Here is a 22,237-nt window from a genome sequence, read left to right on the forward strand (position 1 = left end):
GAGTGTGATGGTAAACAGGTCAGACCGGGGCTCACGAAACCTGAACTCACTTTAGAGCCAAGAGCTCGTCAAAGAAATTAGGTGTGGGCCAGCGGATTCCATCAAGGCCAGCAGAGTTCAGTCTGCAACAAGGCCGGATATAAAACTGCATCCTTATCTGTTTGGCAGTACACAAAAAACCTTGGCAAATAGGAGGCGTCCATATAAAAGTGAGTAGCTGCCGGGCTACCCCCGGCACACGTCCCCACGGAGTAGTTACCGTTTCAGGTAACGTGAATTTCCGACCAAATACCCACAGCATTTACTCCGTGGGCCGTTAATTGGGGTCAGAGTAATTTTCGCAAAGGGCGCGAAAAAAAACTCTGACCCCATTTAACTACGCTTGCGGTGAAAGAAATTAACTGCTTTTGCGGTGACGCAAAAATCGAACACATGAATATCGAGGAAAATAAATGAACATCACTGGTGAAATGCTTATCGGCCAATCCAGCGTACGCGGCAATGAAGGCACGCTACGCGCAATCAATCCGGCCAACAATGAAAAAATCGGCCCCGATTTCGGCGCCGGCGGCACCGCTGAAGTAGATCGCGCCTGCATCCTGGCGCAACAGGCCTTCGACGTCTACCGCGAAATCACGCCGGAAAAGCGCGCGCAATTTTTAGAAGAAATCGCCAACGGCATCCTAGCCCTAGGACCAACCCTGATCGAACGCGCAGCCCAGGAATCTGGCCTTCCAACCGCCCGCCTCGAAGGTGAACGCGGCCGCACAGTTGGCCAATTACGCCTGTTCGCCACAGTAGCACGCGCCGGAAACCACCTAAGCGCCACTCTCGATTCAGCCCTACCCGACCGCACCCCGCCACGCTCCGATCTGCGCCTACGCAAAATCGCCCTCGGCCCAGTCGCGGTATTCGGCGCCAGCAATTTCCCGCTAGCATTCTCAGTAGCTGGCGGCGACACCGCAGCTGCGCTAGCCGCCGGCTGCCCGGTAGTAGTCAAGACGCACAACGCCCATCCAGGCACGTCAGAACTGGTCGGACGCGTGATTCAACAAGCAGTCGCTACCTGCAAACTGCCAGAGGGCGTGTTTTCCCTGATCATCGGCACCGGCAACGAAGTCGGCCAGGCGCTGGTCAGCCACCCTGCCATCAAAGCGGTCGGCTTTACCGGCTCGCGCCAAGGCGGCCTGGCCCTGATGCGCGCAGCAGCACAACGGCGCGAACCGATTCCCGTTTACGCCGAAATGAGCAGCATCAATCCCATGTTCCTGCTGCCGCACGCATTGGCCGCACGCGCATCGCAAATCGGCAGCGCTTTCGTCGATTCGCTGACCATGGGCGTAGGCCAGTTCTGCACCAACCCAGGTTTAGTGATCGGCCTGGCGGGCGAACATCTGTCGCAGTTTCAAGCAGCGGCATCAACTGCATTGCAAGCCAAGGCAGCCGGCACCATGCTGACACCAGGCATCCACAGCGCCTATGTCGCAGGTATCGAACGCATGGGCGCAATTGCCGGCGTCACCACCCTCGGCCAGGGTCTGCCGGCAAGCGCGCCATGCGCCGCCCAGGCTACATTGTTTGCCACCGATGCCGCAACCTTCCTGGCCACCGAACAGCTGGAAGATGAAAATTTCGGCCCCAGCTCATTGATTGTCGCCTGCCAGAATGAAGAAGAAATGCGCGCCGTAGCCGAACACCTGGCCGGCCAGCTGACCGCCACGCTGCAGCTCGATAATGAAGACCACGCGTTGGCCAGGAAACTGCTACCAACGCTGGAACGCAAAGCCGGCCGCATCCTGGTGAACGGTTATCCAACCGGGGTTGAAGTGTCTTATGCGATGGTGCATGGCGGCCCGTTCCCGGCAACGTCCGACAGCCGTAGCACCTCGGTCGGCGCCAGCGCCATCGACCGCTTCCTGCGCCCGGTGTGCTACCAGGACCTGCCTGCAGATTTGCTGCCGACAGCCGTGCAAGACGGTAATCCCCTTGGATTGACGCGACTGGTGGATGGGAACTTGATCAAGGCCTAAGCAGATAATTCGACCGGAAATCGATCGTACAAACGGGACTGCGCGAAATGTTATTCACGCAGTCCCGTTTTAATACAGCATCAGGAATTTTCAATTTCCGAGACGGTAAATTCAATCCCGCCAACCCATTTTGCAATGAGGTTGTAGATCCACGCGTTAAACGCTGTGAAAATAAAGCCGAAGATCAAATAAAGAAACGGCAATATGAACATCACGCCCAGCGGTGCTTTAGGCCCGGGCATCAATGCGTAAAACAAACTCATGAGAGCAATTACCGGCACAGAAATAGCGAAATAAACCAGTGCCAGGACTTTGGCGGTTTGAAATGGCGAAATTCTTGAAATTTGTTTTTTCACGAACTATTTTCCCTTTTTTTAAATTCCGGATCGACCTTGCGACGAACGCCGATCCGGAACTTGCGCGGTTAGCCCGGCACCTTGCCTTCTACACCCTTCACGTAAAACGTAATGCCATGCAGGAAACCGTCATCAGGCACGACGTCCTTGGCCACCACTTCCTTGCCGGTATTGTCGACCACCGGGCCTTTCCAGATCGGCCCGCTACCGTCGATGATGGCTTTCTTGCGTTCGGCAACCAGTGCTTTGACATCGTCTGGCAAGGCAGGATTGAAGCCGCCCAGATCGATGCCATTGTCTTTCAGGCCGAGCCAGCTGGTGCTGGTTTTCCAGGTGCCATCGAGGACTTCGCCGACGCGCTTGGTGTAGTACACGCCCCAGTTGATCTCCGATGCCGCCAGATGCGCTTTCGGGCCGAAGCTGGTCATGTCGCTATCCCAGCCGAAGGCATACACACCCTTTTCCTGGGCGGTTTGCACCACCGCGGCGGAATCGGTATTTTGCATCAGCACATCGACGCCCTGGCCGATCAGCGTGGTTGCGGCTTCGCGTTCCTTGCCCGGATCGAACCATTTGTTAACCCACACCACGCGGGTAGTGGCTTTCGGATTGACCGAGCGCGCACCCAGCGTGAAGGAATCGATGTTGCGAATGACTTCAGGAATCGGCACCGAAGCGACCACGCCGAGCTTGCCCGTTTTACTCATCTTGCCCGCCACTACACCGGCCAGGTAGGCGCCTTCATAGGTGCGGACATCATATTGCGCCAAATTGTCGGCAGTCTTGAAACCAGTGGCGTGTTCGAATTTGACGTCCGGGAATTCCTTGGCGACCTTTAGCATCGCTTCCATATAGCCGAACGTGGTGCCGAAAATTACCTTGTTACCGTCGACCGCCAGCTGGCGGATCACACGCTCGGCATCGGCAGCGGATTCCGGGACGTTTTCGACGAAAGTGGTTTTCACCTTGTCGCCGTATTTCTGTTCGACTGCCTTGCGGCCCTGGTCATGGGCGAAAGTCCAGCCGGCGTCGCCGACCGGTCCGATGTAGACGAACGCCACCTTCAGCGGTTCAGCCTTGGCTGGCGCTGCGGCGGGTGCTGCTACGGGAGCTGACGCTGCGGCCGGCTCCTCCTTCTTGCCGCAGCCGATGAGCGTGGCGGCGGCCAGCGCGGTGAGCATTGCGAGTGATGCTCTGCGTGAAATCTTCATTTCCTATCTCCCTCTATGTGATGGTTAGTCGACGAACTATCAGGTTTGCCCGGTTTTTTCTCATTTGTTACTCATGCTACTCAACTGGCCCCCGGTTTAAAAGGCTTGCCAAGCGAAGCCGGCATGTTCAGGCGAATCCAGTCCGGATTGCGCGAAATCAGCGCCAGTACCACGATGGTTGCTACATACGGCAACATCGACAGGATTTGCGAAGGCACCGTAACACCAATGCCTTGCAGGTAAAACTGCAGGATGGTGACGCCACCGAACAGCAATGCACCGAGCAGCACACGAACCGGACGCCAGGTGGCGAACGCAGTCAACGCCAACGCAATCCAGCCACGGCCGGACACCAGACCCTCAACCCACATCGGCGTATACACCAGCGACAGATAGGCGCCGGCCAGACCGCAGCAAGCGCCACCGAACAACAACGCGGCAAAGCGGATCCAGCGCACCGGATATCCTAGCGCATGCGCAGATTCCGGCGATTCGCCAACCGCGCGCAGGATCAGACCGGCACGGGTGCGATAGATGAACCAGCCGATGGCGGCACACAGCAACAAGGCCAGGTAACTCATCCAATGCTGCTGGAACAGCGCCTGGCCAAGAAACGGGATGTCCTTGAGTACGGGAATAGACAGCGTTTGCGACGGCAACGCCAGGCCGACAAAGCGCTGTCCGATGAAGGCCGACAAACCGGCGCCGAAAATCGACAGCGCCAGCCCGGTGGCGACCTGGTTGGTCGCCAGCACCAGCGCCAGCCAGGAAAACAGTGCCGCCATCAGCACGCCGCTGAGCGCGCCGGCCAGGAAACCTAGCATCGGGCTATGGGTGGTATAACCCACCGCGAATCCGGCAATCGCGGCGACCAGCATCATGCCTTCCGCGCCAAGGTTGAGGACGCCGGCGCGCTCATTGATCAGGAGGCCAAGCGCCGCCAGCAGCAATGGCGTTCCGGCGTTGATCGAGGCGGCGATAAGAGAAGCGAATTGTTCCATGTTTAAATCTCGACTTTCCGACGCAGGCGATAATCGATCAGGGTATCGCTGGCCAACAGAAGGAACAGCAGCATGCCCTGGAACACACCGGTGATCGCCGATGGCAATCCGAGCCGCGATTGCGCCAGTTCACCACCCAGATACAGCAGCGACATCACCAGCCCGCCCAGCACCGCACCGACCGGATGCAGGCGACCGATGAAGGCGACGATGATGGCGGCGAAGCCGTAACCCGGCGATACCGACGGCAGCAACTGGCCGATCGGACCGGCAATTTCAAACGCTCCCGCCAGGCCGGCGAAGCTACCCGAAATCAATAGCGAGGTCCACAATGCGCTACGGCTGGAAAAGCCGGCATAACGCGCCGCGTGCGGTGCAGTGCCGCCGACGAACAGCGAAAAGCCGCGCAAGCTGCGCGTCACGAACACCGTCATCACAGCCGCCAGCACCAGCGTGACGACAAAACCGATGTGCAGGCGCGTGCCACTGATCAGTTCCGGCAACATGAATTCGCTGGAGAACACTTTCGATTGCGGGAAATTCATTCCGTGCGGATCTTTCAACGGCCCGTTCACCGCATACATCAGCAGCAGTTGCGCGACATAAGTCAGCATCAGCGAGACCAGGATTTCGTTGGCGTTGAAACGGTCGCGCAACAACGCCGTGATGCTAGCCCAGAAGGCGCCGCCGAGAATCCCTGCGACGATCATCAGGTACAAGCCGAGGCCGCCGGGAATGGCATGCCCCGGCACATCTATCAACACCAGCGCGCCGCCGGCAAACAAGGCGCCGACAGTGAATTGTCCTTCGGCGCCGATGTTCCAGACATTGGCTCGGAAGCATACTGCCAGGCCTAGCGCACACAATATCAAAGGGATGGATTTCAGCAGCAATTCGCTGATGGCGCGCTTGCCGTTGAACGGGTCGATCAGGAATACCTTGAGGCCGGCCAGCGGATCCTTGCCCAGCGCGATGAACAGCAATGCACCCAATAACATGGTCATTACAATCGCAATCAGCGGCGACAGATACGTCATCGAACGCGACGGCGTGCCGCGCAGCTCCAGTTTCCAGGGCCAGAGATTACGCATGCGCGGCCTCCTGACCATCTTGCCCATCCTGCCACAGGCCACTCATCCACAAACCAACCTGCTCGCGGGTAGCCTGCTCGATCTGGATCGACGGCGACAGCTTGCCCTTGGCAATCACGTGCAGTCGGTCGCACAGGGCAAACAATTCATCAAGCTCTTCGGAAACGATCAACACCGCACAACCTTCCTTTTTCAACGCCAGGATTTCCGTATGAATTTGCGCCGCGGCGCCCACATCCACGCCCCAGGTCGGCTGCGCCACGATGAACACGCTCGGCTTGCGATCCAGCTCGCGGCCGACGATGAATTTTTGCAGATTGCCGCCGGACAGGCTTTTGGCCAGCGCATCGGGGCCGCTGGCCTTGACCTTGAAGCGCGCAATGATGGCGGCGGCGGCATTGCGGGTGTAGGTAAAATCGATCATGCCGCGCTTCACATAAGGAGTCTTCTGGTGCGACAGCAGCATGTTGGAAGCCAGCGACAAGGTCGGCACCGCGCCGCGGCCCAGCCTCTCCTCCGGCACCAGTCCGAGGCCGAGCGCGCGGCGCGGATTCGGCGCCAGATGACCGGCAGCACGGCCGACCAGCAACAGCATATTGGGCGCCGCGCGCTGATCTTCACCGGACAACGCCGCCAGCAATTCCTGCTGGCCGTTACCGGAGACGCCGGCGATGCCGACGATCTCGCCGGCTCGCACTTCACATTCGATATTGTGCAGCTCGGTGGCGAACAGGTGCGCTTTCGGCAAGCTCAGGCGGTTGATATGCAGCTTACGCTCGCTGCGTTGCGAATCAGGATTGCGTTCGCGCTGCAAGCGCACCAGCTCATCGCCAATCATCATGCGCGACAAGCCTGCGCTGGTTTCGTTACGCGGATCGCAGTTGCCGGTGACCCTACCGTTGCGCATCACCGTGGCGCTGTGGCAGAGCGCACGGATTTCATCGAGCTTGTGGCTGATATATAGAATGCTGCAGCCTTCGGCAGCCAGCTTGCGCAAAGTAACGAACAGCTTGTCCACTGCCTGTGGCGTCAACACCGAAGTCGGCTCGTCGAGGATCAGCAATTGCGGATTGGTCAACAAGGCGCGTACGATTTCCACCCGCTGGCGTTCGCCGACCGACAACGTGTGCACATGGCGACGCGGCTCCAGCTCCAGGCCGTATTTTTCGCCGGTCTGGCGGATTTGCGTCACCAGCTCCGGCATGCTGACATCAGATGCCAGGCCCAGCGCGATGTTCTCTGCAACGGTTAGCGTATCGAATAAGGAGAAATGCTGGAACACCATGGCAATGCCGAGCTTGCGCGCCACATGCGGATTAGCGATGTGGACCTGTTCGCCGTTCCAGAAAATCTCGCCGGCATCCGGTTTCACAGTGCCGAAGATAATTTTCATCAAGGTCGATTTGCCGGCGCCATTCTCGCCGAGGACCGCATGGATTTCGCCGGGGGCAACGCTCAGATTGATATCGTCATTGGCCAGCACGCCAGGATAGGCTTTGCGGATATGGGCGATTTCCAGACGCGGTATGGTTGAAGTCACTTTCTTTTGCCTGTACCAGTGAAAGACTGTTGCAAAATGATTCCAGCGTTGTTGCCTACGTCCTGCATGCGCGTTTTAACGCATACCATGCAAGCAACATGCTACATCAATTCCGATTCTTTTCGCCGACTTAAAATACAACGATTCGTGCAAGGATTCGTGCAATGGTTCACCGGCATAAAGTCCTTACAAAAGCAAACTGTGTGCCAGAGGTCGATACTGAAAGGTTGAAGATAGGATTGAACGCGTCTGGCGCGGTTTGTGCCTATGATTTTGCTTGTAACTGACGACAGGAATTTGCGGTAGCATGAGCGCAGGCTTGCAATCCAAACAGAAATGAGACCCATGAAAAAAAAGTCTGATAAGTCTGGCGACACGGTTTCCGCGCCGGCCAAAGCCGTCACCAAACGCGGCAGCGGCATTATCGACCAAAAGATCTACGACTCCGTCCTGAAAGCGGTCATGAGCCAGCGCCTCCCGCCGGGAACCAAGCTGACCGAGACCAGCCTGTGCGACCTGTTTGCCGTCAGCCGGACCATCGTGCGCAAGGCGATCCAGCGCCTTGCGCATGACCATATTCTCGAATTGCGGCCCAACCGGGGCGCCATCATTGCCCAACCTACGCCACAGGAAACCCGTGATATTTTCGCCGCGCGGCGCGCTATCGAAGCGGCCATCATGCCGCTGGCGGCAGCCAACGCCAGCCGCGCGCAAATCACCCGCTTGCGTCAGATCGTAAGAGAAGAACATGCATCCTTTCATTCCGGCGATCACGCCAAATGGATACGCCTCGGCGGCGAGTTCCATATCCTGTTGTCCGAGAGCGCCGGCAATCCGGTGCTCACCCGCTTCCTGCGCGAACTGGTATCGCGCTGCTCCCTGATCATCGCGCTGTATCAGGCGCCGGGCAAGACTGCCTGCCCGAACGACGAACACGAACACCTGATAGACGCGATTGCCGCCGGCGATGCCGCACAGGCCGTCAAAATGATGAATCAGCATCTGCTCGATATCGAGCGCGCCCTGCGCCTGAGCGACGACGAACACGAAGTGGACCTGGCTGAAATACTTGATATCGCATAGATACCGCACCATAAATCCCACTCGCCTCATCCCACACCGGACATTGCTACAACCTCTTTAAAGTGTATACAACTTATTAAAAAGTGTCGCTATTCTGAGACATTGATACGCACTAATCCGGTTCTTTCCTGATGTCGACGTCCCTAATTTGGCGCGCAGGCTCACCAATAAACAGCGTTATTTTTCGCCGATAATCATCCCGCCCTGAACATCTCCACTTGCCGCTGTTGTATCGCAACCTGGCATCAAAAACAGTTTTTCATATGTATACAATATATTGGCGATATAAATCGTAATTCGATTTCTTCAACTTTTCTCCGATTATTCCTGCCTGGAAAAATTCTGGCACGGTCTTTGCGTTGACTGAATCCGTTCCGGTCAACAGTCGAGATAACTTCTCGATGGTCTGATCTCAACTTGCGCGATGCAGGTACAAAAAAACAAACAAGTTCGGTTTATCAATGTCGATAACATGGGAGTGGAAAAATGGGGAAAAAAGCGAGGGCTCGCGCCCACATGCGTTGCGCACATAAAATGGTTCTGACGCTGGGAGCAGCGTTGCCATTCGGGGCGGCAATGGCCCAAACGGCGCCAGCCACGATGGCAACGGCAACCGCACCGGGCAGCGGACTGCAACTGGAAACCATGACAGTCACGGCGCAGCGCAAGGTCGAAAAAATCAAGGACGTGCCAATCTCGGTGACCTTGCTCAAGGGCGAAACCCTCGATGTCCTCACCTCCGGCGGCCAGGATATCCGCGTGCTGGCGGCCAAAGTCCCTAGCCTGAATATCGAATCGTCGAATGGCCGCACCTTCCCCCGCTTCTATATCCGCGGCTACGGTAATACAGATTTTTCCGCCTTTGCTTCGCAGCCGGTATCCCTGATATTCGACGATGTGGTGCAAGAAAACGCCGCCCTCAAAGGCTTCCCGATGTTCGACCTGGCCGGAGTCGAAGTATTGCGCGGTCCGCAAGGCACGCTGTTCGGCCGCAATACGCCGGCCGGCGTGGTCAAGTTCGATTCGGCCAAGCCAAGCCTGGACAAGGTCTCCGGTTATTACAGCGTCTCCGACGGCACCCACAATACCGCCAATGTCGAGGCGGCGGTCAACGTGCCCTTGAGCGATCAATGGGCGATGCGCTTTTCGACGCTGGTGGAACATCGCGACAACTGGGTCACCAACAACGGCGGCGGGACGCCCAACCTGGAAGGCTACGACGAACGCGCCGGCCGCCTGCAGTTCCTGTACAAACCGGACGGCACTTTCAACGCGCTGTTCAATATCCACTCGCGCGCCACCACCGGCAGCGCACGCCTGTTTCGCGCCAATATCCTGGAGAAAGGCAGCGACGGTTTCGTCTCCGGCTTTAGTCCATCTCAGGTCACCTTCAACGGATTGAACGATCAGTACCTGCATACCGCCGGCGGCAGCGCCCGGCTGAGCTGGAACCTGGATCAGGTAAAACTGTATTCGATCACCGGTTACGAAACCATCTCCAGCTATTTCAGCCGCGGCGATATCGATGGCGGCACGCCGACTGGCCCCGGCTTCATTCCCTTCCAGGTACAAACCGGTGGCGGCATAGCCGACCATAAACAGCTTTCGCAGGAATTCCGGGTAGAGTCGAAAAATGAAGGGCCTCTCAACTGGCAGACCGGCCTGTATTATTTCTACGAAGATGTGGCAGGCGACAGCGCCAACTTCGACAGCAACACGCAATTGCAAACCAGCTATCTCAAAAATCGCCAGAAAAACACTGCCTATGCAGCATTCGGTTCGTTGACCTATGACGTCAACGACAGGCTCAAATTGCGTGGCGGCCTGCGTTATACCCAGGACAAAAAGGATTTTACCAACGAGATCGCCAACAACGTCACGTTTACCGGACCCGGATCGATCAGCGAAAGCAAATCGAACGTGAGCTGGGACGCCAGCGCCAACTACGCCTTGACCAACGACATCAATACCTATGCACGGGTTGCCACCGGCTTCCGCGCGCCGAGTATCGCGGCGCCGTCGTCTTCAGTGCCGATCACTGTGGCCAATGCTGAAACCATCACTTCCTACGAAGCCGGGATCAAGGCCGACTTGTTCAACCGCCGCGCCCGCGCCAACTTCAGCGTCTACAGTTTCGACGTCAAGAACCAGCAGCTGACAGCGGTGGGCGGCGCTTCCAACTCGATCATGCTGGTGAACGCAGCCAAGACGGTGGGCCGCGGCGCCGAGCTCGATCTGGAAGCCAACCTGACCGAACGCCTGCGCGTTACCGTTGGCGGAAGCTACAACTACACTCAGATTCGCGACCCGAACCTGCTGGTAGCCGGCTGCGCCTCCTGCACCATGCTCAACACCCAGGTGCGGCCAGGCTTGTTTTCGATCGACGGCAATCCCCTGCCGCAAGCGCCAAAGTGGATTGCCAACGTGACCGCACGCTACGGCATCCCGATGGGCAACAACGACGAGCTGTACTTCTATACCGACTGGTCGTATCGCAGCAAGATCAACTTCTTCCTGTACAACTCGACCGAGTTCACCGGCAAGCCGTTGCTCGAAGGCGGCTTGCGTATGGGTTACAAGTGGGATGGCGACAAATATGAAATCGCCGCATTCGCCCGAAATATCACCAACAAGATAGTGGCAGTGGGCGGCATCGACTTTGACAACCGGACAGCGTTCATTAACGAACCGCGCATGTTCGGTATTCAGTTCCGGTCGAATTTCTGATTTGGCTGAGCGTTGCAGCAATCTCCAGGGACGGCACTACGGGTCGTCCCTGAAGATCTTTAACTATTTGAAAGTACTTTATGAAATCGAATTCAGTGCGTTGCCGCTTGCTATCGACAGTATTCATGTTGGGGCTGGCAGTCGCCGCGACGGTGCCGTTGCGGGCACAGGCTGAAGGCAAGCGCAAAGTGATTATCGATGACGACGTCGGTGGCCCACGGGCGGCGCAGCTGATGGCGATCCAGTCGCCGGATGTGGAAGTATTGGGCATCACGATTGTCAGCGGCTCGACCTGGCGCGACGAGAATATCGCGCATGCCCTGCGTACTCTGGAAGTGATCGGACGCAGCGATATTCCGGTGGTGCCCGGTTCAGCCTTTCCCTTGCTAAATACGCAGGAAACCACACGGCGCTGGGAAGCCTTGTACGGCAAGCTGTTCTACAAAGGCGCCTGGATGGATGAAAAATGGCCGGACGGCACCATCCAGAGCCAGCCGAATTACCACGCGCACGATGTGGTGCCGCCACTTCCCGAAGGCATGCCGCATACCAGGTCGTCGACTGAAATCGCCGCCAACTTCATGATCAGGAAAGTGCATGAATTCCCAGGCCAGGTCACCATCCTTGCCACCGGGCCGATGACCAACGTGGCGCTGGCGATCAGCCTCGACCCCACCTTTGCGGAGACGGCGAAGGAAATCGTCTACATGGGCGGCAGCCTGAATCCGCACCAGGTGCTACCGTCCAAATCGGCGGAACAGTTTGCACGCGAATATATCAATTCGCCGCGCCTGGAATTCAACTTCCGCTGGGATCCTGAAGCAGCCAAGATTGCTTTGCGCGCACCGTGGAAACACATCGTCATGGTGCCGGCCGATCCGTCGACCGCGACCGAACTCAGCGCCAGGCTGTTGAACGACATGACCAGGGCGAACACGCCTTTGACGCAGATGGTGAAAAAGGTGACCGAGACCGGTTTCCCTTTGTGGGATGAGCTGGCCACGGCGGTCTGGCTGGATCCGACGCTGATCAGCAAATCCGACCAGCTGTTTGTCAGCATCGACACCGATTTCGGCGCCGGCTATGGCAATACCTTGTCCTGGCCGGCAGCTTACGCACCACCGGGCCTGATCGCCAGCCCGACGACGGTGGTGCGCGAAGTTAACGTACCTGCCTTCGAAAAGCTGATGATAAAACTGATGAACCAGCCGACGCCACCTGCGCCAAAAGCGGCAGAGGCCGTTGGAACCAAACCCTGATCAGTTCATCGCGGCGCCTGGCAGCTTACGATTTGGCAGAGTAGAAACGATATATCGCCCGGTAAGGCACGCGCGCCTCCTTGCCGAGAGCGGTTTGATTGCAACCGTCCGCCGGGGCTTTACCGCCAACCGTTTGCAGCCGCTGGATGCTTTGCGTCTGACCAAAGATGCCGGTGCCGGAGTTTGATTTTGCACTAAGCAGCAACCACATAATGGCATTGGCGTCGGGGCCGGTGTTTTGCGCCTGCACTGTACCGACGACCTTGCTGCCATCCGTCGATTCCCAGCTCGGACCGGCGTAATGCCAGCCTATCTTCTGGCCGCCCTGGTCAAACAGATCGGCTTCCGGCGCCACAAACTGCCATTCGAATCTCGAAGCGTCGTCTTTTGCGATGGCGCATCGATAAATTTGTACACCGGTCGCCTTCAGTTCCAGCGACAAAACCTGCGTCGGCGCCACGTTCAGATTGGCGGGAACCGCGCTCGGCTGCGGTCCGACACAGCCGGCCAGAACCGTCACGCAGCAGGTTGCTACCGCTGTCAGAGCTAGCATTTTCCTTGCCATTATTCTTCTCCCAGAAAATGTGACGGATGCGTTTGACAGATGCGTTTGACAGATATATCGGACTGAATCGTTTGCAGCGTCTTTATTGTAAAACAATAAATGGCCTAGGCACGGCTCTTGAACCATGCTGCCGTTACAGCATCGGCGGGAAAGAATGATTCTATCCGCAACTCGTGCACGGTGACGTCGTGCGGCGTGCCCATGGTGGCGATCGAGGTGAACAGATTCAATTCCACATCATCCTTCCTGATCGTCATCGCCAGGAACGGCAAGACGCGGGTGTCGAGATTCGGCGTTTGCGTGGCGGCCTTGATGCCTGGTAGCGCGACCAGTTGTTCCAGCAGGTTGGTAGCCTCGCTGCCGGGACCATCGCTCATGGCTTCGCGCTGTATCCAATGCAGCAGATCGGCGCTGACATCTTGCCAATTCACCAAATATTTCCGGATGGCTTGCGGATCCAGCATCAGCTTCAAGACATTAATGCCTTCGCGCGGAATCGGCTGGTTCTCCGGCATGTCCAGCAGCCACCTTATCATCATGGCCGCCGGGCCGTTGCTCATCACCAGATTCCATAAGCGGTCCACCACCAATGCCGGATAGGGTGCTTGCTGGGCCAGCATGAAATCCAGCGCCTGCTTGACCGCGCTTAACTCAGGATCGGTCAATTTCCGCTCCTGGTAGGCCGGCGCGAAACCCGCCGCCAGCAGCATCACATTGCGCTGCCGCAGCGGGATGTCGAGTACCGTCCCCAGCTTCAGGATCAGTTCCCGGCTCGGTTGCGATCGCCCGCTTTCCAGGAAGCTGATATGGCGCTGCGAGATAAGACTTTCGGTAGACAGGCGCAGCTGGCTGTAGCCGCGCTTGTCGCGCCAATAACGCAAAGCTGCCGCGAAGTCGTTGAAATAGCGATTCGGAGCAGCCGGTTCTGCGCCTTGTTTCGCTATGAGCGGCTTCACTAAACTCGCCTTCGCTACGGCTTGCTGTGCACCCATAATTTGGCTCCAAAGAATTACCGGGCAGTTTATCTGGATATCGAAAGGACCGCCCGCAGTTCACTTCAGATGGCCTCAAGCCGGCAAGTTCATCGCATCCAGGAAACCGGTGACGCTGCTGATGCGTCCATCGTCCGCCACCACGACGATATCGGTGCCGTAAGCTACCGGCTCGGCGCCTTCGGCAGCCAGGGTCCAGGAAAAACGCACCACGTCGTTATGGCCATCTTGCTTGCCATGCAGTTTGAAACGCAATCCGGCAAACTGCTGTTGCACCGCGCCGATCATGGCATCGAGCCCATCATGGCCGGCGTTGCTCATCATCGGATCTACATACGTTGCTTCCGGGGTAAACACAGACGCTATCAGCGCACGACGGCGGATTGCATCCGACTCGTCCCAGGCGGCGATATAGCGGCTGGCGATGGACGAGGCTTCATTTGCGATATTCTTGGCAATAGTGGCGTTGGTCATGATCGTGCTCCTTCAAGGATTCGTAGGTTCGGGGAGATCTGCTTTGTCGTTGTCGACAATTGCATTCTCCGCGCAAGGCCGGGCACGGTCGATTACCTCTCAGGTAATCAAACGGATGCGGTGGCGATCCTGTCGAAAAATGGTAGCAAAATGATAATTCAATCTTTTAAGAAATAAGGCAGCATGACTAACTCGATATCTTTCTGGATCACCGGACTGCTGTTAAGCGCCACTCTTTCAGGTGCGATAGCGCAAACGGAATCCGCCGCGCCAACCTACGGCCCTGAATTGCAGGGTTTCGACTACCCTTATGAATTAAAGCATTACGCGTTCGAATCCCAAGGCCAACAGCTGCAAATGGGCTATATGGACGTTGCCGCAACCGGCGCCGCCAACGGCCGCACCGTGGTTCTCATGCATGGCAAGAATTTCTGCGGCGCGACCTGGGAGCAAACCATCAAGACCCTGAGCACCGCGGGTTACCGGGTAGTGGCGCCGGACCAGATCGGTTTCTGCACCTCGACCAAACCGGAGCATTACCAGTACTCGTTCCAGCAGCTCGCCGTCAACACCCACGCCTTGCTGGAGCAACTGGGTGTCCGCAAGACGATCATCGTCGGCCACTCCACCGGTGGCATGCTGGCAACGCGCTACGCGTTGCTGTATCCGGAACAGGTAACGCAACTGGCGATGGTGAATCCTATCGGCCTGGAAGACTGGAAAGCGCTGGGCGTACCTTATCGCACGGTCGATCAATGGTATTAGCGGGAATTGAAGCTGAAAGCCGACGGCCTGCGCAAGTATGAACAGAATACTTACTATGTCGGCCGCTGGAAGCCGGAGTACGAACGCTGGGTGACCATGCTGGCCGGGCTCAACCAGGAGCCCGGCCACAAACTGGTAGCGTGGAACTCGGCGCTGATCTACGACATGATTTTTACGCAGCCGGTAGTCTATGAATTCAAGAACCTCAGCATGCCGACCTTGTTGTTGATCGGCGATGCGGATGCCACCGCCATCGGTAGCGATGCCGCTCCGGCTGCGGTGAAGGCGAAAATCGGCCAGTACAAACTGCTGGGCAAGCAGGCCGCCAAGCTGATCCCGCAATCAACGTTGATCGAGTTTTCCGGCCTCGGCCATGCGCCGCAGATGGAGCAGCCGGCCGAGTTTCATAAAGCCTTGCTGGAATGGCTTGCCAGGCAATAAATTCCGCCAGGTCCGGTCGACTTAGCGTTTGCCAGGCTGGAGCAAGCCCCATTGCGACAGCATCCAAGCCATTTCGAACGCGCGCTCCTTGATCGCGTCATAGCGGCCGGACGCACCGCCGTGGCCGGCGCCCATATTCACTTTGAGCAGCAAGGTGTGATGGTCGGTTTTCATGGCGCGCAGTTTGGCGACATATTTGGCCGACTCCCAATACATCACCTGACTATCGTTGAGCCCGGTGGTGACTAACATCGGCGGATAGTCTTTGCGCTCGATATTATCGTAGGGCGAATAGCTGCGCATGTAGTCGTAGGCGGGCTTTTCGCTGGGATTGCCCCATTCCAGGTATTCGCCGGTAGTCAGCGGCAGGCTGGCATCCATCATGGTGTTCATCACGTCGACAAACGGCACCGCTGCGTGCACCGCGTGGAACAGGTCGGGCCGCATATTGGCGACCGCGCCCATCAGCAGGCCGCCGGCGCTGCCGCCTTCGATGATCAGGTGCTGCTGGCTGGTCCAGCCTTGCCTGATCAGATATTCGGCGCTGTCGATGAAATCGTTGAAGGTATTCTTCTTGTTCATCAGCATGCCGTCGTCATGCCAGTGCTCGCCCATGTCGTTGCCGCCGCGAATATGCGCTTCGGCGAAAATGACGCCGCGATCCAGCAGACTGACGCGGCTGTTAGAAAAGCTGGCGTCGGCCGGAATGCCATATGAACCATACGCATACAACAGCAATGGCGCCGAGCCGTCCAGCTTGACGCCCTTCCTGGCGAAAGTCCACAACGGTACTTTGACGCCGTCACGCGCAGTGGCCCACAAGCGCCTGGTTTCATACAAGGCGGGATCGTAGCCTGGCACTTCCTGCTGTTTCAGCACTACGCGCTGGCCGCTCGCCATGTCGACATCGAACACCGTCGACGGCGTTACCGGTGATTCGTACATCAAACGATATTGGCGTGAAGTGAATTCCGGCGTGCCGCCAGGGTGCGAGGCGTATACCGCTTCATCGAACTGCACGGTCTTCCAGCTGTGATCGGCAAAATTGTAAATGCGGGAACGCTCTTGCGCATCCGATTTTTCGCTAACCACCAGGAAATCGCGGAACAATTCGAATGATTCAAGCAACACCTTGGGATCATGCGCTACCAGTTCTTTCCAATGATCCGGACCGGGAGTCGCCAGCGGCGCCGTCACCAGGCGGAAATTCTTGGCGTCCTTGTTGGTCATGATGAACAGTTCGCCATCGCGATGGTCGACATGATAGCGATGTCCGGTTTCACGTCCCAGCACTGAATGGAAGCTGCCTTCCGGTTGGTCCGCCGGCAACAGGCTGACTTCGGTGGTGTCGGTGCTTTGCACCTCGAGTTCGATGAATTTGCGGTCGCCGCTGATGCCGACATCCAGGTTGAATTGCTCCACTGTTTCGCGATATACCTCGGCCGGCTTACTGCCCAGCTTGAGGCGCATCAGCAGATCGGAACGCTTGGTGGTGGCGTCTTCCTGCACCAGGAACAAGGTCTGGCTGTCGGCAGCCCATGCCAGGCTGGTGACGCGCTCCATCGAATCATCCAGCAATTTCCCGCTGCTCAGATCCTTGATGTGCAACCGGTACTGGCGATAACCGGTGGTATCGGTGGAGTACGCCAGGTAACGGTCATCGGGGCTGACTGAAAAGCTCTCTACCTCAAAAAACTTCTTACTCTTTGCCAGCTGGTTCTCATCCAGCAGGATTTCTTCCGTGGCGCCGGCGTCATAGGCAAAATCGGCGTCTGCCTTGGCGAGTCGACGGCAAATTATCGGATACTGCTGACCGGCCTCGGTGCGGCTGTAATAGTAGAAATTGCCGCGCCGGGTCGGTACCGACAGATCGGTTTCCTTCATGCGGCCCTTTATTTCGCCGTAGAGCTTTTTCGCCAGCGGCGCCAGCTCCTTGGTCATTGCCTGCGTATAGGCGTTCTCCGCTTTCAGGTAGGCGATCACCTTGGGATTGTTTTTTTCACGCAGCCAGTGATAGTCGTCGGTGACGACTTCTCCGTGCCGAGTTTCTTGCCAGGGCTGCCTGGCAGCGACCGGAGGTGTTGGAGCGGATGCAGCAGGAGTAGAAGTGGAAGTCATCAGAGCCAGGAAAAATAAGGATACGCCCAGGACATGGGCACGTTGCTGAAGGAAAGACATAGTGTACAGATCCTTGTATGGATAAGCATGAATGTACACCTGGCTCATCGGCACAGATTGAAAATTCGCATGCGCATACCGGTTAGAATATCTTTCCGCCATTCTCTGCAGCAAAACAAGATGACAACACCGCCCGTAGATTTCGATCTCATCAGTTCACTTGAGGAACGTGCGTTCAATGCATGGCCGGCGCAAAAATCTGCGCTCCGCGGCGGCTGGCTGTTACGTCTGTCCGAGGGGTATACCAAGCGCGCGAATTCTGCCAATGCCTTGCGCCCGGCGGTGGCATTCAGCGAAACACTGCAGGTCGTAGAGAGTTTCTATGCGAGACATGGCTTGCCCGCGATCTTCCGCTTATCACCGCTGGCAGGCGCCGAGCCAGACCGCGCACTCGACCAGGCGGGATATCGTAAAATCGACCGTACACTTGTCATGACTGCATCGCTGGCGACTTCGGCACATACATCGACCTCGCATGATGTCGTGATTGAAGCAGCGGCAAGCGATGCGTGGAGTGCCGGTTTTTCGCAAGCGAACGGCGTCCCATCCGCCTCGCAGGCGACGCATGACCGCATGCTCGCCGCTATCACGATGCCGGCCGCGTTCGCCACGTTAATTGAGAATGGTACGCCTGTTGCCTATGGTTTAGCGGTGGCAGAGAACGGGCTTATCGGTCTGTTCGATATTGTCGTCGCGCCGGATGCACGTCGTTGTGGCGCTGCGACAAGGCTCGTGACCGCTTTGCTGGAGTGGGGACAGGCGCAACGCGCAACACGCGCATATCTCCAGGTTGTTGCCGATAACGTGCCGGCAATTGCGCTGTATCGAAAACTCGGGTTCGATGAACAATATGAATATCATTACCGCATACGTCCATAAACATGACTTCTCAAACTCATAACTCCCTGCCCGCCGCAGCCATCCTCGCGGAACGCCGCCGATCCGGCACGCAGGGCGCACGCCTGCCGCCGTCCTTGCGGCCACTGGATGCCGCAGCCGCGCTGGTGGTGCAGGCTCTCGTCAGTGAGCAGCTGGGCGACAAGATCATCGCCTGGAAATGCGGATTGCCGGTCGATCGACAACCCGTGCTTGCCCCCATCTATGCCGGCACCGTCTACAGCGGTGGCGCGTGCGCGGCGTGGGTACGCCACGGCCAGGTCCGGGTTGAGCCGGAACTGGCTTTCATCCTCGACCAGGATTTGCCGGCGCGCTCATCACCCTACTCCACAGCTGAAATTGATGCCGCTATTGGCGGTACCTACCTTGCACTGGAACTGATAGACAGTCGCTACAGCGAGCCGGATGAAGCGGGTTTTATTGAAAACCTGGCTGACGGCTTGCTCAACCAAGGGTTGTATCTCGGCCCGCAGGTGGATGCAGAGGCTGCACGTGGCGCTACTGAAATAGCGATCCGAATCGGCATCGCCAGTCAAGATACAAAACAGCTAAGCGGCCGCCATCCCGCCGTCAATCCACGCGCTCCGCTGTACTGGCTGGCAGAATTCCTGCGCGCTGCAGGGCAAGGATTGCAAGCCGGACAAGCCGTCATCACCGGCTCCTACGCCGGCAGTTTCGGCTTGCCTGTGGCGCAGGATATCTCAATACGCTACGGTGACCTTGGTGAACTGGCCGTCCGATTTTCGCCGAGATGAATGCCGTTGCAGACACCGTCGGCCATTTCCGGCCGCGCCTGACGCTGCAAACCCTGGGACGCGGCGACGGCCTCCTGGGGATGCGCCCTTCCGGTCCGTTCGGCCCGCGCGGTCCCAACGTGACGGTAGCGCAAATCACCTGGACGTATGTCACCGATGACGGCTTGCAATGGGAAACCGCAGCGCCCGCCACGCTGCTGAATCGCCGCCCGGCATCGGCGCAAACGGTTGAAGACAGCCAGGGTCAACGCCTGTTGCTACGCGACCTGGGAGCCGAAGCCGACGCCCTGGACCTGGTGTGGGACCTGGGCTTGCATCCGCTGCCGAGCGATACCCTGCAATGGCGCACGGATGACGCGGCCCAGGAAGCCGGGCAAACGCTGGCTTCGCTTTGGACTTTGGTGCAGGAAGATTTTTTCGGCGATTTCTGGGCGGAACAATTGCCGGATCTGCAGGCAAAGGGCTGGGCGATTGTAGTGCGCCCTGGTTTTGCGCATGAAAGCGTGCCGGTAGATGCCTGGCACCTGATCGTCAGCCCCGAAACCGGCCAGGTACTGGGCAAGGAAGTTGCGGCGCGCATGCGCGGTCGCGAGCAGACGGTGACTGCCTTAGGCCTGCCTGCCGGCGAAGGTTCCTGGCTGCTGACCCTGGGCATTGAAATCGACGGCGAGATGGTGGATCTGGTGCCTCTGCTGGCGCATTTGCTGCAACGTGACGGGCGCTGGCTGGACGCCAAACAGATTGCCTTGATCGACGACCATGCCTTGATCATGTTGCGAGCGCCGGGTGGCAAACGGATTGAAGCCCGCGCGGCCCCGCTCAAGGCAATCGTCGGCAGCATGCTGGAGTTGCTGACCGACCCCCAGCGCAAAGACGGGCCGCTGCAGCTGTCATCGTGGGATGCTTATCGCCTCGAAACAATGCGCCTGAGTTTGCTGGATACGCAGCGTGAACGCGCCAGCGCCCATGGCAGCTGGCAATTGCAAGGCGACGCAGGCCTGCGCGCGCTGGCACAACGGCTGCAAGGCGCCGGCACGCCGCCGGCCGTTATCGCGCCGACCGGCCTTGGCGTTACGTTACGCCCCTATCAAATGCATGGTGTGGCGTGGCTGCAATACCTGCGCGAACATCACCTGGCCGGCATCCTGGCTGACGATATGGGTCTCGGAAAAACCGCACAAGCGCTGGCCCACCTCCTAATCGAAAAGCAGGCTGGCCGGCTCGACTTGCCGGCATTGGTAGTACTGCCGACTTCGCTGATATTCAACTGGCAGGCCGAAGCCCGGCGCATGGCGCCGGGCTTGCGTGTACTTGCCTTGCAAGGGCCGGAGCGCCATCGCGATTTTTCTCGCATGGCAGAGTACGACCTGATCCTCACTACTTACCCGTTGTTATGGCGCGACCGGTCGGCGTTGGAAGCACAGCCATTTCACATGCTGATTCTGGACGAAGCACAGACCGTAAAAAACGCCACCGCCCGCAGCGCCGGCGCCGTGCGGCGTTTGCGCGCGCGGCATCGGTTATGCATTACAGGCACCCCGCTGGAAAATCACTTGGGCGAACTATGGACCCAGTTCGATTTCCTGATGCCCGGTTTCCTCGGCGACATACGAAGCTTCACACGCTTGTGGCGCAAACCGATCGAGTACGGTGGTCAAACCCTGCGCGCGCAATTGCTGGCGCAAAGAGTCAGGCCGTTCATCCTGCGCCGCCGCAAAGATGAAGTGGCAAGCGAACTGCCGCCACGCAGCGAGGCAATCAAACGCGTGCAATTACAAGGCCAGCAACGCGATCTATACGAAAGCGTCCGTCTGGCCGCCGACGAACAGGTACGCGGCGTTCTTAAACGCAAGGGCTTTGCCGGTGGACAAATCACGATTCTCGATGCGTTGCTCAAGCTACGGCAAGTATGCTGCGATCCGTTTTTGCTGAAGGGTATGGAACATCCGGCGAGCATGGAACGCGCCAAGCTGGAACTGCTACGCGACATGTTGCCGGCACTGGTGGCGGAAGGCCGACGCATCCTGGTGTTTTCTCAATTCACTGAAATGCTGGATTTGATTGCGATCGAACTCGATGCGTTGCAACTACCTTGGTTAGCCTTGACAGGCAAGACGCCACCCGCAAACCGCGGCGCGTTGGTTGCCGAGTTTCAAAGCAAATCCGTTCCCATACTATTGATCAGCCTCAAAGCCGGCGGCGTCGGCCTCAACCTGACCGCAGCCGACACCGTTATTCACATCGATCCGTGGTGGAATCCAGCGGTGCAGGAACAAGCCACTGCGCGTGCCCATCGTATCGGCCAGGAGCAAACTGTATTCGTCTACAAGATCGTGGTTGAAGGCAGCATTGAGGAACGGATTATTGAGCTGCAGGCACGCAAGGCGGCGTTGGCGGAAGGTGTGTTGGGTAGCGATGCAGCGTTAGCGACTAAGTTTAGCAGTGAGGATTTGCAGTTGCTGCTGGCGCCGTTGGTTTGAGTGATATCAAACATCTGTCGAACGCTAGTGCATGTACTCCGTGGTCCATTAATTAGGGTCAGAGTGGAATGGCACTTACTTAAGCGCTAAGTGCCTGAATTAGTGAGGAAAAACAGGCTGGCAAGATGGTAAGCTTAAGTCGCCAAACCATCGCCACCATCCAAGAGCCAGCCCTCATGCATAGTAATCGTTCTGTGTTATCTCGGCAACGTCGGGTTCGACATCACGCTGCCACCAACGACGCATTTCGTTTTTTCGATCTACTTACTTCGCCGGAACTATTTGACACACTGGAGGCGTCGTTGCCGGTTCACCGTGAACGGCTCTTCGCGCCAACGGAGACGCTGTCGATGTTTATGGCTCAGGCGATGAAACCGGATCGGTCTTGTCAG

Annotated in this window: 16 protein-coding genes and 2 pseudogenes; 9 read left to right on the forward strand and 9 right to left on the reverse strand. The window is 57.8% G+C overall.

The window, feature by feature from the left end:
• Positions 1-452 precede the first annotated feature (452 nt).
• Complete coding sequence (locus tag BM029_RS24115; RefSeq protein WP_092440446.1) at positions 453-2,030, forward strand: aldehyde dehydrogenase (NADP(+)); 1,578 nt, start codon at positions 453-455, stop codon at positions 2,028-2,030.
• Positions 2,031-2,110: 80 nt separating this feature from the next.
• Here BM029_RS24115 and BM029_RS24120 read toward each other — a convergent pair whose 3' ends face one another.
• The 5 genes from BM029_RS24120 to BM029_RS24140 form a co-directional block, all read right to left on the reverse strand.
• Complete coding sequence (locus BM029_RS24120; protein ID WP_092440448.1) at positions 2,111-2,386, reverse strand: hypothetical protein; 276 nt, start codon at positions 2,384-2,386, stop codon at positions 2,111-2,113.
• Positions 2,387-2,454: 68 nt separating this feature from the next.
• On the reverse strand, positions 2,455-3,597 hold the full coding sequence (locus BM029_RS24125) for a BMP family ABC transporter substrate-binding protein (RefSeq protein ID WP_092440450.1): 1,143 nt from the start codon (positions 3,595-3,597) through the stop codon (positions 2,455-2,457).
• 80 nt (positions 3,598-3,677) lie between these two features.
• A complete protein-coding gene (locus BM029_RS24130; RefSeq protein WP_092412748.1) occupies positions 3,678-4,598 on the reverse strand; it encodes an ABC transporter permease in 921 nt (306 codons plus the stop codon).
• Positions 4,599-4,600: 2 nt separating this feature from the next.
• A complete protein-coding gene (locus BM029_RS24135; RefSeq protein ID WP_371329162.1) occupies positions 4,601-5,689 on the reverse strand; it encodes an ABC transporter permease in 1,089 nt (362 codons plus the stop codon).
• Positions 5,682-7,229: an ABC transporter ATP-binding protein gene (locus BM029_RS24140; RefSeq protein ID WP_092440454.1), complete on the reverse strand. Its 1,548-nt coding sequence runs from the start codon at positions 7,227-7,229 to the stop codon at positions 5,682-5,684. Before BM029_RS24140 ends, BM029_RS24135 begins: the two co-directional genes overlap by 8 nt.
• Before the next feature lie 345 nt (positions 7,230-7,574).
• Here BM029_RS24140 and BM029_RS24145 point away from each other — a divergent pair, with 345 nt between their 5' ends.
• The 3 genes from BM029_RS24145 to BM029_RS24155 all read left to right on the forward strand — a co-directional run bounded on the left by BM029_RS24145 (position 7,575) and on the right by BM029_RS24155 (position 12,298).
• Positions 7,575-8,312 carry a GntR family transcriptional regulator gene (locus BM029_RS24145; RefSeq protein ID WP_244545205.1) on the forward strand — a complete coding sequence of 246 codons (738 nt, stop codon included), beginning with the start codon at positions 7,575-7,577 and terminating at the stop codon, positions 8,310-8,312.
• A 534-nt stretch (positions 8,313-8,846) separates the two neighbouring features.
• Positions 8,847-11,039, forward strand: coding sequence for a TonB-dependent receptor (locus BM029_RS24150; protein WP_244545206.1), 2,193 nt, complete (start codon positions 8,847-8,849; stop codon positions 11,037-11,039).
• 80 nt (positions 11,040-11,119) lie between these two features.
• A complete protein-coding gene (locus BM029_RS24155; protein ID WP_211482535.1) occupies positions 11,120-12,298 on the forward strand; it encodes a nucleoside hydrolase in 1,179 nt (392 codons plus the stop codon).
• A gap of 25 nt (positions 12,299-12,323) precedes the next feature.
• Here the strand turns inward: BM029_RS24155 and BM029_RS24160 are convergent, their stop codons facing one another.
• From BM029_RS24160 to BM029_RS24170, 3 genes are all read right to left on the reverse strand, one after another.
• Positions 12,324-12,851, reverse strand: coding sequence for a DUF3455 domain-containing protein (locus tag BM029_RS24160; RefSeq protein ID WP_244545207.1), 528 nt, complete (start codon positions 12,849-12,851; stop codon positions 12,324-12,326).
• 116 nt (positions 12,852-12,967) lie between these two features.
• Complete coding sequence (locus BM029_RS24165; protein WP_170851215.1) at positions 12,968-13,819, reverse strand: helix-turn-helix domain-containing protein; 852 nt, start codon at positions 13,817-13,819, stop codon at positions 12,968-12,970.
• A gap of 111 nt (positions 13,820-13,930) precedes the next feature.
• Positions 13,931-14,329 carry a nuclear transport factor 2 family protein gene (locus BM029_RS24170; RefSeq protein WP_092440464.1) on the reverse strand — a complete coding sequence of 133 codons (399 nt, stop codon included), beginning with the start codon at positions 14,327-14,329 and terminating at the stop codon, positions 13,931-13,933.
• Between the two features lie 183 nt (positions 14,330-14,512).
• Here BM029_RS24170 and BM029_RS24175 point away from each other — a divergent pair.
• Positions 14,513-15,535 (forward strand): annotated as a pseudogene (locus BM029_RS24175) (alpha/beta fold hydrolase).
• Positions 15,536-15,556: 21 nt separating this feature from the next.
• On the opposite strand, the gene BM029_RS24180 reads toward BM029_RS24175, so the two are convergent.
• Entirely contained in the window at positions 15,557-17,713 is a 2,157-nt protein-coding gene (locus BM029_RS24180) for a S9 family peptidase (protein ID WP_244545208.1), read from the reverse strand.
• A 120-nt stretch (positions 17,714-17,833) separates the two neighbouring features.
• Here BM029_RS24180 and BM029_RS24185 point away from each other — a divergent pair, with 120 nt between their 5' ends.
• The 4 genes and pseudogenes from BM029_RS24185 to BM029_RS24200 all read left to right on the forward strand — a co-directional run.
• Positions 17,834-18,592 (forward strand): GNAT family N-acetyltransferase, encoded by a 759-nt coding sequence (locus tag BM029_RS24185; RefSeq protein ID WP_092440468.1) that lies wholly within the window; start codon positions 17,834-17,836, stop codon positions 18,590-18,592.
• Positions 18,593-18,594: 2 nt separating this feature from the next.
• Complete coding sequence (locus tag BM029_RS24190) at positions 18,595-19,365, forward strand: fumarylacetoacetate hydrolase family protein (protein WP_092440470.1); 771 nt, start codon at positions 18,595-18,597, stop codon at positions 19,363-19,365.
• Positions 19,362-21,845 carry a DEAD/DEAH box helicase gene (locus BM029_RS24195; protein WP_092440472.1) on the forward strand — a complete coding sequence of 828 codons (2,484 nt, stop codon included), beginning with the start codon at positions 19,362-19,364 and terminating at the stop codon, positions 21,843-21,845. The genes BM029_RS24190 and BM029_RS24195 overlap by 4 nt, the downstream gene beginning before the upstream one ends.
• Before the next feature lie 176 nt (positions 21,846-22,021).
• A pseudogene (locus BM029_RS24200) lies at positions 22,022-22,237 on the forward strand (IS4 family transposase); the annotation flags it as partial.

It is taken from the genome of Collimonas sp. OK607 (genome assembly GCF_900111995.1).
GTDB lineage: Bacteria > Pseudomonadota > Gammaproteobacteria > Burkholderiales > Burkholderiaceae_D > Collimonas.